We start from the raw sequence: 13,035 nt of genomic DNA on the forward strand, positions 1-13,035 counted from the left end.
AACGGGATGGCCGGGCCATCCCGTTGTTAAGGTAAAAACAGTGATCAGAGCAGATCGTCGATGTTGATGCTCTCGTCGGAACTGCGGTCATCCCAGAAGGTACCGAGGCCGCCGAAGGGGGTGCGCTTGCCGGTCGCTTCTGTCCACAGACGATCAGAAATGCCCAGCAACATAAAGCCGCCAATGGCATCCATCATCGCGTAGTCGGGATTCAGGTTGTCGGCATTCTGGGCAAAATCGCGCAGGCCGTTACGCACTTCTTCGTCGTTGCCGGTGCTATACGCAGAAATCACGTACAAGGTGCTGGAAAGGCGAACACCCGAATCGAAACCCAGCTGGGCCGCCTGGCGCAGTTCCGCCATGGCATCGACATTGTCCGGCGCGATCATCGGCAGGATGTTCCACAGCGAAGCACGGATGCCACGCGGTACGCCCCACCACTTCTCGTTGTCCAGACACTGCGCTGCGCGCTCGACCTTGGCAGCGATATCACGCGGAATACCCTGAGATACGTCCGATGCCGCATCGTTGAGCAGCGACTGAACACCACTGAGCAGACCGGTCATGAACACGATTTCGTCAAAATCCTGACGCAGGCGCGGACAATCATCCAGCGTTTCCACTTCACCGTATTGTTTCACGGTGCGCTGATATGCCTCGTACTGACGCTTGGCGGACAGCTGCGCCCAGCGCTTCTGAGCGGACCGGGCATCCTGTGCCTCGGTCACGTCACCCCGGTTCATGGCGCGCAGATAACGAAGCTCTTCTTCGATAGCCATGGCGTCGGAACAGGTTGCGGCCATCGTGTTCATCAACACCGACAGGCGATTGGGCTTGGAGCCGACCGCCTCGAACGACGTCAGGAAGGGTGTAAAGCCTTCGCCGGTGGCGCAAGCCATGCCCAGGTCGTCATAGGTCAGTACATAAGGGGTCATCTCACCCCGGCCGAAGTTGACCAGAATGTCACCTGTGGTTTTGTACACCATGGTACATCCCTGCATGACCATGGCAGCGGCAGCGATCCCCAGAGCGCGCCAGGCAAAACGGCCAGAACGGGTAGAAGATTCGGTTCCGTCTTGTAGCGCGCTGGAAGTTGGGCAAGATTTCGCAAAAGGACTAAGCATCATGCTATACATCTCCTACCTTTTTATTTCTGTGTTTTTGTTGATATCAACTGAACTGAAGGCGGCTCACTCGGGGGCCCCAGGACCTCTATGTGAACTCGATCATGCAGGAGGCTAAGGTTTCGGTGAACAAACCGAAACTTAATCTGGGTAAAAGCTGCTTTTCGTTTTTGAACCATATTACCAGATGACTGGCAAGTCATGATTTTTCCTCTTTTAAAACATGAAGTTACATTCAATCTCGGTTCAACATGGCAACGCTGCACGACAACTCTTTTTTTGCCTGAATACCTGCACGCCGAACAGTCACAAGGCACAACAGCCAATTTTCGATGCCGATAATGGCACTTTCGTCCCGCCGCCCTGCCGCACCCACATCAGGGACGGCACCGCAATCGCCACCATAGCTGTCCCATTCAACGTTTTCTCGGACGCCGCCGCTAGACTTGAGCCAGATATAACAACAACGGGAGAGCATCATGGCCTTACCCACCACCCTGCGCACGGCCTTGTCAGCCGGCATCACCGCCGCACTCTCAACCGCATTGATACTGTCAGGCTGCGGTAGCGACAGCAGTTCACGTCGCCATCCGGCCCCGGTTCCGGTTCCACCGGAGAGTTATCACGCAACCATTGAACGGACCACCTACGGCATCCCGCATATCAGCGCCGAGAGTTATGGCGGGTTGGGCTACGGCTATGGCTACGCCCTCGCGGAAGACAATCTCTGCGTGCTGGCGGATGCCTTCGTCACCTTCAAGGGCGAGCGTTCGCTCCATTTTGGCAAGGATAACCACACCCCCACCTCATCCACTTTCGGTCAGCCGCGCAATCTTGATGCGGACTTCTTTTTCCGCTTCATAGCTAATGACGGCACCGTCGAGACTTTTCGCGCTGCCCAGGATGAGCAGTTCCACCACCTCGTCGCCGGCTTCGCGCGTGGTTACAACCGCTATGTCAGCGAGATTCAGGCGGGCGATCACGGCGGCCGCCACGCCGATTGCCGCCATGAAGGCTGGCTACGAGCGATCGACGAGCAGGATATGTACCGCCGCCTTGTGGTGCTCAACCTCGCCGGCAGCTCATCAGTCTGGTTGGGCGAGATAGCAGGCGCGCAGCCGCCCTCGGTGGTGCTTGATGCAAGGCGGCAGCAAAACAGCGGCTTCGAGATCGCCTCACTGGCTCTTGATCCGGACCGCTTCTACCTTGGGCAGGCATTCGGGCTGGGGAGCAATACCTACTCTTTCGGCAGCGACACCACCGGCACCGACAGTGGTATCAATTTTGCCAACCCGCACTGGTATCTGGAAGGCATCGACCGCTTTTATCAGGTACACCTGAGGTTGCCAGGCGAAATCGACATCGCCGGCGCATCAATCATGGGCGCACCGATGGTGCTGATGGGCTTCAGTAATAACCTGGCGTGGGCGCATACCGTATCCACCGCCCGCCGGTTCGGCTTCTTCGCCTTGCAGCTCGCCCCCGATGATCCCACCGTCTATATTTACGATGGCCAGCGACGGCAGATGCAAGCCTCGGAAATTACCGTGGAAACACTGGATGGGGAGCAGATTACACGCACGCTCTACCGCTCCCACATGGGGCCAATGGTAACACTGGCTGGCCTCAATCCTGCATTGGGTTGGAGCACCAGCCAGGCGCTGACAATCCGTGATGTCAATCTGGAAAACCCGCGCTCGTTCCAGAATTTCCTGGCATGGAACCGGGCGAATTCGCTGCAGGCATTCATTGATGCCAAAAAAAACGTGCTCGGTATCCCCTGGGTCAACACCGCTGCGGCCGGACGCGACGATGGTCGGGCGTTTTATTCCGACATCACGGTGGTGCCCAATTTGCCTGATTCGCTGGTATCGCAGTGTCGGCTGGCTGAACTTTCCCCCGGTGTGCCGTTGATGGTCGGCACGTCGTCCGGTTGCGCATGGCGCACCGATGCCGACTCGCCACAGCCGGGCGCATTTGGCCCCAGCCGGTTGCCCAGCCTGACGAGCACCGAGTACGTCGCCAACATGAACGACAGCCACTGGCTGAGCAATCCCGGTACGCCGCTGGAAGGCTACGCCGCCGTCATCGGCCAGGAGCGCTATCCGCAAACGCTGCGCACCCGCATGGGCCACACACAGGCGCTTGAGCTGATCGCTCAAACCACGCCCACCAGCGAAAACATTCGCGAGCTGGTGTTGAGCAGTCGCGTTTACAGCGCCGAGCAAGGCAAAGACGCGTTGCTCGCTGCCGCCTGCCCCGCCTCCCCGATCATGGTGGATGGCACGCCCGTAGACGTAAGCGACGCGTGCGACATTCTTGCGGCCTGGGATAACACCGGCAATCTTGATGCCAGAGGGGCCTTGCTGTGGTCCAGATTCTGGAACTCGGTGCGCAGCCGCAGCGATCTGTTCACCACGCCCTTCAGCCATCTTGATCCGGTGAACACCCCCAACGGTCTCAATACCGGGCCGCAGACCCTCACCGCTTTTGCCCAGGCGGTGCGCAACCTGAGCAACGCAGGCCAGTTGGATGCCGCCGTGCGCGACTACCAGCATTATCCCGCCAAACCGAGCCTGGACGAGCCGATTCCGCTATTCGGCGGCTCCGGCAACGAGGGTTATTTCACCGTGCTCAACAACACTTACATGCACGTGGTGGATTTTCCCGAGGGCCAGCCGGTGCGGGCTTATACCTTCCTAACCCACTCGCAGTCATCCGATCCGGCCAGCGAGCATTATGCTGATTACACACGCGCCTATTCCGACAAGCAGTGGCATGCGTTCCCCTTTACCGACGAGGCAATAGAAGCGGCTCGTATCCAGCCGCCACAAGTGCTGGAGGAATGATTCCCCGCGCCAGAGCAAGGCCCGCCAGTGAGCAGCCAGCGCTGCACTCTGGCGGGCTTTTTTCGCAGGGCTCGCCAGCCCATCTCTGGCTGAAGCGAGAGTGGCTGCGAGCCTCCCGGGATACCGGCTTGTCGCGGATGCGTTGCGGGCGTGGATGTGCTGCACGGAGCGCGGCACAGCACGGTCATTATGTCAGCCGATTGTCATCGCCAGAATACGGCTGATATGCGCCTGCGGCAGGCCCGATTCTGCCTGCCAGGTATTGATGGCGGCCTGCGCGGCCCGCTTGTCACGCTGGCTCGTGAGCGCCCGCTCCACCACACCGTTGGCCACCAGCGCGGCGCGAACATCGTCGGTGGGATACCAGGTATCGCGGCCGGCCATGCGCAGAAACGCAGGCGCCGAGTGCCCACCCAGTTGCTTGCCGCGCCGCGCCAGCACCAGCCACAAACCGACGATATCCTGATCCGGCCACTCGGCCAGCAGCCGCCCGAAGCCACCGTGCTCCAGGCTGATATCCCTCACCATTTGTGCATTGAAACGGATCGCCTGCATTTTCGCTGCGTGGCGTATCAGGCGCGGGTCTTGCAAACGCTGATCAAGCATGGTGTCCGGCATCAGCACCAGCTTTTCGGGTTCAAATCCGAAAAAGGCGTCCTCGAACGCCGGCCAGCGAGCATCCACCATGCCGTGGCTCAGGCCGGCACGAAAAATGCGGCGCATCATCAGCGACAGGTAGAACGCGTCACTGCGCTGCTGCAACGCCGCTGGCGACAGCACCTCCGGCAGGCGCTCACGCACCGCCGCCTCACTCCCCTTGCGACGACAAGCCAGCTCGTAAAGCTCGGCAAACGGCCGCATCAGCGCTCCCGCAAGTCCAGCGAGGCGGAATTGATGCAGTAGCGCAGCCCGGTTGGCGCCGGCCCGTCAGGGAAAACATGCCCCAGGTGCGCGTCGCAGACAGCACACAGCGCCTCGATGCGCTGCATACCATGGCTGTTGTCGATAGCCTCGGCGACAACCTCGGCCTGCAACGGCTGATAAAAACTTGGCCAGCCGCTGCCGGAATCGTATTTCACCGCTGAATCGAACAGCGCCGTGCCGCAGCAGGCGCAATGATAGGTGCCCGGCGTCGTGGTATCGTTGTACTTGCCGGTAAACGCTCGCTCCGTGCCTTGCTGGCGAGCGATGCGGAACGTTTCTGCGTCCAGCTCCTGGCGCCACTGTTCCTCGGTTTTCTGGATTTTCTTCATGATAAGCCTCCGGCAATGGGTGCTGGTTCACTAATAACCATTTGATCCGCAGCAGCAAGCATCCGTTCCCCTGGCGGCTCATATACAGCGGGCGAGCTGGCGTTGTAGAATGCCTGCTTCCCTATTCTGAACAAGCTCTGATCATGAGTGCGGACAAACCGGCTATTCTCAAGTCTGAAAAACTCAAAGGCGTATGTTACGACATTCGCGGCCCGGTGCTGCGCGAAGCCAACCGCATGGAAGAGGAAGGCCAGCGCATCATCAAGCTGAATATCGGCAACCCGGCGCCATTTGGCCTGATTGCGCCCGATGAAATCCTGCAGGATGTGATTCTCAATCTGCCGGACTCCACCGGCTATTGCCACTCCAAGGGCCTGTTCCCGGCGCGCAAGGCGGTAATGCATTATAGCCAGGAAAAGAATATTGCCGGTGTCACCATCGACGATATCATCCTCGGTAATGGCGTTTCCGAATTGATCGTCATGGCCATGCAAGCGCTGATCAATGATGGCGACGAGATTCTGCTGCCAGCGCCGGATTACCCGCTGTGGACGGCAGCCGTGCGGCTGGCCGGCGGCAACCCGGTGCACTACCTGTGCGACGAGCAGCAAGACTGGCAGCCCGCGCTGGACGATATCCGCGCCAGGATCACGCCCCGCACCCGCGCTCTGGTGATCATCAATCCGAACAACCCGACCGGCGCCAACTACAGCCCGGCACTGTTGCAGGAAATGGTCGAGATTGCGCGTGAACACAACCTGATCATTTTTTCCGACGAAATCTACGACAAGATTCTTTACGACGACGAACAGCATTTCTCCATTGCCTCCATGGCGGAAGACCTGCTGTGCATCACCTTCAATGGCTTGTCGAAAAGCTACCGCGCAGCCGGATTCCGCTCTGGCTGGATGGTGATTTCCGGTGCACGGTACCGCGCCACGGATTTTATCGAAGGGCTGGAGATGCTGGCCTCCATGCGGCTGTGTGCCAACGTGCCGGCACAACATGCGATCCAGACCGCACTCGGTGGCTATCAGAGTATCGATGATCTGGTACTGCCCACCGGGCGGCTTGGCAAACAGCGCGATCTCGCCTGGGAATTGCTCAACGCCATTCCCGGTGTTTCCTGCGTGAAGCCGAAATCTGCGCTGTATCTGTTCCCGCGCCTGGACCCGGACATATATCCCATCCAGAATGACGAAGCCTTCGTGCTGGATCTGCTGCGCAAGGAAAAGGTGCTGGTGGTGCAAGGCAGCGCCTTCAACTGGCCGCAACCGGATCACTTCCGCATTGTCTTTTTGCCACAGCCGGAAGACATTCAGGAATCCATCGAGCGCATCGGCCGTTATCTGGCGCGCCTGCGCCGATAATCGGCGGATTGGAAAGCACCCGGAGCGGCAGCGGCCCGAGCGGAAGCACCACGAATAGAAAGCACCACGAACAGAAAGCACCGCGAATAGAAAGCACCGCAGACGCAGCCTGGCCAAATACGGCCAGGCCGCTGCGGCAACCGCACCATCCGAGGCCGTAACGGTGCCTGAATAGACAAAGTGTCGCCAGCCAGATGCAGAAAGATGCAGATAGCAGATAAAAGCACCGACGGCTGGCACTGACAAGACGCTGACAAGACGCTGACAAAGCGCTGATAAAGAGTGGAGAGCCGACCTTGGCCGATATTCATATCGACGATTTTTGCCGCGATGCTGCACTTGTCCTGCTGCACCTTTACAACCAGTTTCCCCGGCCGCAAGCCATTTACGTCGAGGACATTTCCGGCCCCGATACGCCGGATGAAGTGGGCCTGCATTCCAAGCGCCACATGGCCTGCCTGAGCACCATGCTGTGGCTGGCCGACGAGGGTTATCTGCGTTACGACAGCCTGATCTATCAGGACGGTATTGATCAGGCCGTGCTGACCAACAAAGCATTCGTGCTGCTCAGCGCGGCCAGCGAGCTGCGGTTGGCCACACCCCCCACCGATCTGCCCGAGGCTCTCGCCGCTGAAAAACAGTCGCTGGTGGAGCAGATCCGTGCCGCCGTGCGCGGTGGCCGCTCAGGCGAAATCAGCGTCATCATTCGTAGCCTGCTTGCAACCCAGCCGGGCGCAGTGACTTCCCCGGCAGCGCTATCACATTACCGCCGCCCGACGCCTGAAAGCTGACCACTTGCCCTGCCGCCCAGACGCCGCTCCGATTGTCGCATAATGGCAACTTGCCATCCCCCCGTTCGGGGGTATCGCCCCCTACGCACCGCGTCTAGTATTCCCGGCTTGTTCACTGACAACCGGATGGAACCGATGTTCAAGTTCAACGCTCACGCCCGCCCCATAACCATTGCACACACTGGATGTGAGGGCGCTGCAAATGATTTCGACCACGTCACGCACCTGCAACGCGCCCCCACGGCAGCACTTCTGACAGTGCTTGTGCTGGCCTTCACCTTGTCGGGGTGCCTGCTTTTACCACAGAAGCGGGCCACGTTTTCTCATCACAGCGCAGCCTCTGGCGAAATCCATAGCTTCTCCTATCCCGCTTCGTTGCGTGCTTCCACAATCCATATGGGCATTGACCCATCCATACCCGAACACGCCATGGAGAAACTGATCAAGCTCCGGGAGCAGTTGGAGGGCTACAACGACGAGCTTGCCAGAGCTGACACCAACGAGGTCAACGACCTCACCCCGAAGATCGAGGCCACACGCAAAGAAATTGGTGCACTCCAGCGCGTCTGGATGCGCCCCCGGATTCTGGCAGAACCGCCACCGGATGTAGCTAACAACCTCACCTTCAAGATAACGCCACGGGGCAACGACCAGCCGGCATCAGCCCCGGAGATTGATCTCGGCGCAACCTCGGTAGAAATCACCCGCGCGGTGGAAAGCGATGTCAAACGACACCTGGCGTACCGGATAAACGAAGCGCTCTTCAATGAGCCCGAGCGTATTGGCGGGGAGCTCTACAAGACCCTGATGCTGGCGCTGATCCAGCAAAGCTATGCGCCACAAGAGTGCGCCTCATCGAAGACGGCCGACGACGCGCCCCAACCCGACACCTCAGCAGCCCAGTGACACGGCCTGCCCACCAGCGCCAGGCCGAAACGGTGTGGCGCTGGCTCGCAGGCATTGCCGTTGCTCACAGCAATTGTTGTGATGAAATATTGGCCTGCAGGCCAGCGCCGATACTGCCTGACTCGTCGTCTTGCCTGCCTCCGGGCTTTTCCGCGCCCTGCCCTGAACCTTGTTCTGCGCCTTTTCTTACGTCTTTTCTTGTACCTTTTCTTGCGCCTTTCCTTGCGCTTTGACCGGCACCGGCTGCTCGCCTTTCTCTGTATCCACCGGCGTCGCAGGCGGATACAGCAAACCCGCTGGTCGCTCGCGCAATACCTGAAAATACGCCTTCAGCAATTTGCCCGGCCCCGTGATACGCGTGCCACGTGCGCGCAAGGCGACGCTCAGTGCCAGGCCAAAACTCACCGCCAGGTTCACGCCGCCGATCATCAAGGCAAAGCACAGCAGCCGAACCACCTCAGCCGGCCCCGGCATGGCATAGGCGGCAGCATATCCCACCTCCGCAGAGGCGAAAGCCACATGGCGAATATCAATAGGCAGGCCCAGCAAGTAACCCACATACCCTGTGTAACCCAGTAACAGACCGAACAGGAAATTGCTCATCAGCGCGCCGTAGTTATCGTGCAAATAAGTGGCTACCCGCTCCCTCATGGCCTGCGGCAGAATCCGTCTCAACAAAGGGTGCCCGCGCAGCCGTTCGGCAAGATTGAGATAAGCGGCGCGATTATCGAAGAACCCGGCAATCAGGCCTGAACAGAACAGCCACACCCCGGCGATGCCTGCATACAACAGTGCCGGGCTGAGCCAGGGATGGAGGCCGGCGCGGATATACTCGTAGCGGTGCTGGTCGATCAGCTCAAGGCCAGCCCAGGCGCGATATCCCCAGCCCAGCAACCAGGCCACCGTTACCGCCAGCGCCACGTTGCCGAGCACCGCCACGAACTGGGTGCGCCCGACTTTCACCAGCAGTTCCGCCAGCTTGCGTGCATTGGCGCGGCCTTTCTCTCCCTGCTCGACTTTTTCCGCGATGCTGGCCGCAGTCATCGCAGGCTGTTTGGTGGCCACCGTGCCGTGCAGCATATGAATCAACACAAAGCCCAGCCCGTAGTTGAGCGCCACCAGCAGGGTTTGTGTAAACGGCGCCAGGCCAAGCTCAAGCACCTTCAGCTTGATCAACGCCATCAGGGCGATAATCACCCCGCCACCGGCTGCCGAACCGAGCATGCGAAAGTAATCACGCCGGTTGCCGGCGATGTAATGCTCGCCATGGCCACTTGAGTTTTCCGTTACGCTGCGCGCCAGCATGCGGCTGTTCTGCTGCCATAGCGCTCGCACGCTGTTACGTGCCGCCACCGCCTGCACCAGCTGCCGGAACAGTTCTGCGCTCCGTTGAGCGCGGGCCTGCGGGTCGGCCGGGCTGATCACATCCAGCAGATGTTCGATGCGATCCAGCGTCTGGCTCAGGCGCTCGAGCAAGTGGGTGATGGCCACACTGGCGCCCTGGCTGACGGTGCGCCGGCCCAGGCGCGCCACTTCCTCGGCACACTGTTCCAGTAACACGCGGGCGTGGGCATCGTCCGGGGATTCCTCCCCTTCGCCACGCAGATACGCAGGGTAGCCCTGCGCATACACCGCCAGCTCCCGTTGCAATGCCACCAGGGCAGAATCTCTTTCCACCATGCGTGGATCAAGGCGAATCAGCGTCGGCTCCAACCCTTCGGCGGCGATCCAGATGGAGAGCAGCTCGATAGCATTGAGAATTTCCAGCGCCACGCGGTCGCGCAGCCGTTGCCCATCCTCCGGCGTGAACTGCCACAACAGCAGAAACAGGTCGAGCCAGGTGTCATCCGGCACTTCATCCACCCAGTCCATGTCGGATTTGCGGTGAAATACCAGAAAGAACACATCGCGTACGCTGCTCATGTCCACGGGCGCCGGATTGAAACGCTCATACAGGCGCTCACCGACCTCCCGCAGAAAACCCCGGCGAGAGTAAAGGCCCAGGCTGGTCAGCAAATGGAAAAAACGGGCCTCTTCAAGCCAGTTGCGGAGGCGCTCGCTGAGGTCGGCATGTAGCTGCGGATGCGATTCCAGCACCGCCGCCAGCCCGGTGATCCGTTCTCTGGCCGCGCTTGCCGATTCCCGCCCGGAGGGGCGCAGCCAATCGACGATCAGCACCATGGATTTGACGGCGCTGGTTTGCGGGTCCGCCAAGCGGGTAAGCAGGGTTTGCAGGGACACGGTCGCTTCCTTGGTTCCGGGTGGTCGGGCCAGCGGGAGCCGCTGGCGTCGGCAGAAGGTGCGTGGAGTGCCGGGGCAGCCCCTCGCGCAGCTAAGGAGAATGATGACAAAAAAACCGGCGGCAATCTTGATTTTCGGGCACAAGACCACAAAATCCATGTAACAATGGGCGCGCTGGCCAACAGCCGCCATCCTTGGTTACTTCGGAGATTCCCTTCCCATGATGCGTATCGCCCTGTTCCTGCTCACCAACATCGCCGTGCTGGCGGTGGCCAGTGTCGTGCTCAGCCTGCTCGGTGTGAATTCGATTCTGGCACAAAATGGGGTGGATCTGGATTTACAGGCCCTGCTGATCTTCAGCGCCGTGTTCGGTTTTGCAGGCTCGCTGATTTCGCTGTTCATATCAAAATGGATGGCCAAGCGCGCCGCTGGCGTGCACGTCATCGAGCAGCCCCGCACTGCCACCGAGCAATGGCTGGTCGCTACCGTGCGCGAGCTTTCGCAAAAAGCCGGAATCGGTATGCCGGAGGTCGGTATCTTTCCGGCACAACAGTCCAATGCGTTCGCCACCGGCTGGAACCGCAATGATTCGTTGGTGGCGGTATCCGAAGGCATGTTGAGCCGCTTCAGCCAGGACGAGATCCGGGCTGTGCTGGCGCACGAAATCGGCCACGTGGCCAACGGCGACATGGTCACGCTCACGCTGATCCAGGGTGTCGTCAACACCTTCGTGATTTTCTTCTCTCGCGTGATCGGCCATGTGGTTGACCGCGTGGTCTTCAAGACCGAGCGTGGTTACGGCCCCGGCTTCTATATTGTTTCGATTGTCGCGCAGATTCTGCTCGGCTTCCTGGCCACTGCCATTGTCATGTGGTTCTCGCGCTTCCGCGAATACCGCGCTGATGCCGCCGGTGCCCAGCTGGCCAACCGCCAGAGCATGATTTCCGCGTTGCAACGGCTGCAAGCCGAGAGCCAGGTGCCGGATCAGATGCCCGAGTCGCTCACCGCGTTCGGTATCAACATGGGCCTGCGCTCGGGGCTCAAATCCCTGTTCCACTCGCACCCGCCGCTTGAGGATCGTATCGCTGCCCTGCGCGAGCAGCGGCACGGCTGAGACGCCGCCACCAGAAGCAGACAGGGCGCCATCGAGCGCCCTGTTCGTATCGCCTGCCGGCAAACCGGGTTACAGCTCGCCGCCCAGGCGATACAGCACCTGATCGTCGTAACCGGTAATCACCGGAATCAGCCCCGCAAGAGCCCGATCCAGTGCGGCATCGCCGCTATCGAGCAACAGCGGCCTGCCCTGCAACGAGGCCAGCTTGGCTCGGGTGGCCAGCACATGGATGCCATCACGCCCCAGCCGCCGGATGATCTCCGGGCTGAACTGCTGGTTGCCCCTGCCGAACAAATGCCCCTGGCCGCCGATTACCGTCACAATGGCACGCGCCGGCCTGCCCTCGATGAGCACCAGTGCCTGCGCGGCGGTCACATCCGCCGCCCACAGCTCGCCATCACACACCACATCAACACCCAGCAAGGTATTCGGCAGGCCCAGCTGCGCCATGACCTCGGCCACCGTCGAGCCCGACCCCACCAGATAACAGATCCCCGGCTCCATCTGCTCGGCCATCCAGGCCGCCAGCTCGGTCACCTGCAATGCTTCGTTGTCGATGGCGCCACACTTGACCTGTTGCAACAGGCGATCGTTGTCCGGCACGCGCAAGACCCCGTAAAACCGTGCCTTGACCACACCGCTGCGAAACGCCTGCTCGTCGATATCACGCACCTCGCCCTCTGTTAGCCCGATCAGCTCACCCTGCACCAGCGACCGCAGCAGCTGCCCCGCCGCTTCCGGGTTGACGGCGTAAACGCCGGAATGCATCTTGCAGCCCGCCGGAATACCCAGCACCGGCAAGGCGCTGGCCAGGCTGTCGTGAATATCCCGGGCGGTGCCATCGCCGCCGGCAAACAGCAGCACATCGATACCTGCCGCCTCCAGTGCCCGCACCGCGTGCCCGGTATCCGCCGGCCCGCTCGGGTTTGCCGGCTGCCCCAGCACCTGGCCCGTAAAACCGGCTTCGCGCAGCCAGCGCTCGCCCATCTCGCCACCCCAGGTGAACCACTGCACAGCCGCCGCCCCGTCAAGCTCACGCAGCGCCCGCACGACGCGGTTACCCGCCTGGGGCTCGGCGCCTCTGGCCAGCGCCTCGGCCACGGTGGCTGCGCCATCCGTACCCTTCAGGCCGACCGCCCCACCCAGGCCCGCCAGCGGATTCACCAGCAGCCCGATGCGCAAGCCCGGTGATGCTTTTTCTGACATCAATCTGCCCCTCCTGCCGCTGCCCGTGGGCGGCCTTTTATAGCCGGGTTTCGTCCGGTTTCATCAGAAAGTCATATCTGGAAACAATACTTGCCTTGGCTGGCAGCCCGACGGCCGTTAGCTTGAATGGTGTAGCGGCCCAAGACCCGGCCGATCTGAAACAGGCAAGCAAGACAGGTGA

Annotated in this window: 10 protein-coding genes; 5 read left to right on the forward strand and 5 right to left on the reverse strand. The window is 60.6% G+C overall.

The window, feature by feature from the left end; genetic code table 11:
• Positions 1–44 precede the first annotated feature (44 nt).
• Positions 45–986 carry a hypothetical protein gene (locus tag MU846_RS02755; RefSeq protein ID WP_246948077.1) on the reverse strand — a complete coding sequence of 314 codons (942 nt, stop codon included), beginning with the start codon at positions 984–986 and terminating at the stop codon, positions 45–47.
• Positions 987–1,603: 617 nt separating this feature from the next.
• Between MU846_RS02755 and MU846_RS02760 the strand changes: the two genes are divergently transcribed.
• Positions 1,604–3,973, forward strand: coding sequence for a penicillin acylase family protein (locus MU846_RS02760; RefSeq protein ID WP_246948078.1), 2,370 nt, complete (start codon positions 1,604–1,606; stop codon positions 3,971–3,973).
• Between the two features lie 192 nt (positions 3,974–4,165).
• Here the strand turns inward: MU846_RS02760 and MU846_RS02765 are convergent, their stop codons facing one another.
• Together MU846_RS02765 and msrB are read right to left on the reverse strand one after the other, a co-directional pair.
• Positions 4,166–4,834, reverse strand: a complete 669-nt coding sequence (locus MU846_RS02765; protein WP_246948082.1) for a DNA-3-methyladenine glycosylase I — start codon at positions 4,832–4,834, stop codon at positions 4,166–4,168.
• On the reverse strand, positions 4,834–5,226 hold the full coding sequence (gene msrB / locus MU846_RS02770; protein WP_246948083.1) for a peptide-methionine (R)-S-oxide reductase MsrB: 393 nt from the start codon (positions 5,224–5,226) through the stop codon (positions 4,834–4,836). The genes MU846_RS02765 and msrB overlap by 1 nt, the downstream gene beginning before the upstream one ends.
• Before the next feature lie 143 nt (positions 5,227–5,369).
• Here msrB and MU846_RS02775 point away from each other — a divergent pair, with 143 nt between their 5' ends.
• The 3 genes from MU846_RS02775 to MU846_RS02785 all read left to right on the forward strand — a co-directional run bounded on the left by MU846_RS02775 (position 5,370) and on the right by MU846_RS02785 (position 8,293).
• Positions 5,370–6,596, forward strand: a complete 1,227-nt coding sequence (locus MU846_RS02775) for a pyridoxal phosphate-dependent aminotransferase (RefSeq protein ID WP_246948086.1) — start codon at positions 5,370–5,372, stop codon at positions 6,594–6,596.
• 296 nt (positions 6,597–6,892) lie between these two features.
• Complete coding sequence (locus MU846_RS02780; RefSeq protein ID WP_246948088.1) at positions 6,893–7,387, forward strand: hypothetical protein; 495 nt, start codon at positions 6,893–6,895, stop codon at positions 7,385–7,387.
• 135 nt (positions 7,388–7,522) lie between these two features.
• Positions 7,523–8,293 (forward strand): hypothetical protein, encoded by a 771-nt coding sequence (locus MU846_RS02785; protein ID WP_246948091.1) that lies wholly within the window; start codon positions 7,523–7,525, stop codon positions 8,291–8,293.
• A gap of 186 nt (positions 8,294–8,479) precedes the next feature.
• Here the strand turns inward: MU846_RS02785 and MU846_RS02790 are convergent, their stop codons facing one another.
• On the reverse strand, positions 8,480–10,534 hold the full coding sequence (locus MU846_RS02790) for a site-specific recombinase (protein ID WP_246948093.1): 2,055 nt from the start codon (positions 10,532–10,534) through the stop codon (positions 8,480–8,482).
• Positions 10,535–10,754: 220 nt separating this feature from the next.
• On the opposite strand from MU846_RS02790, the gene htpX reads away from it, so the two are divergent.
• On the forward strand, positions 10,755–11,648 hold the full coding sequence (gene htpX / locus MU846_RS02795) for a protease HtpX (RefSeq protein WP_246948094.1): 894 nt from the start codon (positions 10,755–10,757) through the stop codon (positions 11,646–11,648).
• A 69-nt stretch (positions 11,649–11,717) separates the two neighbouring features.
• Here htpX and MU846_RS02800 read toward each other — a convergent pair whose 3' ends face one another.
• Positions 11,718–12,854, reverse strand: coding sequence for an ATP-NAD kinase family protein (locus MU846_RS02800; protein ID WP_246948096.1), 1,137 nt, complete (start codon positions 12,852–12,854; stop codon positions 11,718–11,720).
• Positions 12,855–13,035: the final 181 nt, after the last annotated feature.

Origin of the sequence: Alcanivorax quisquiliarum (assembly GCF_023051175.1) — a bacterium.
Lineage (GTDB): Bacteria > Pseudomonadota > Gammaproteobacteria > Pseudomonadales > Alcanivoracaceae > Isoalcanivorax > Isoalcanivorax quisquiliarum.

Excerpts from the sequence above, each read along its gene's own strand:
- MU846_RS02785 (WP_246948091.1), top strand. The coding sequence starts at position 7,523 with ATGTTCAAGTTCAACGCTCACGCCCGCCCCATAACCATTGCACACACT.
- MU846_RS02765 (WP_246948082.1), bottom strand. The coding sequence starts at position 4,834 with ATGCGGCCGTTTGCCGAGCTTTACGAGCTGGCTTGTCGTCGCAAGGGG.
- msrB (WP_246948083.1), bottom strand. The coding sequence starts at position 5,226 with ATGAAGAAAATCCAGAAAACCGAGGAACAGTGGCGCCAGGAGCTGGAC.
- MU846_RS02760 (WP_246948078.1), top strand. The coding sequence starts at position 1,604 with ATGGCCTTACCCACCACCCTGCGCACGGCCTTGTCAGCCGGCATCACC.
- MU846_RS02755 (WP_246948077.1), bottom strand. The coding sequence starts at position 986 with ATGGTGTACAAAACCACAGGTGACATTCTGGTCAACTTCGGCCGGGGT.
- MU846_RS02775 (WP_246948086.1), top strand. The coding sequence starts at position 5,370 with ATGAGTGCGGACAAACCGGCTATTCTCAAGTCTGAAAAACTCAAAGGC.
- MU846_RS02800 (WP_246948096.1), bottom strand. The coding sequence starts at position 12,854 with ATGTCAGAAAAAGCATCACCGGGCTTGCGCATCGGGCTGCTGGTGAAT.
- htpX (WP_246948094.1), top strand. The coding sequence starts at position 10,755 with ATGATGCGTATCGCCCTGTTCCTGCTCACCAACATCGCCGTGCTGGCG.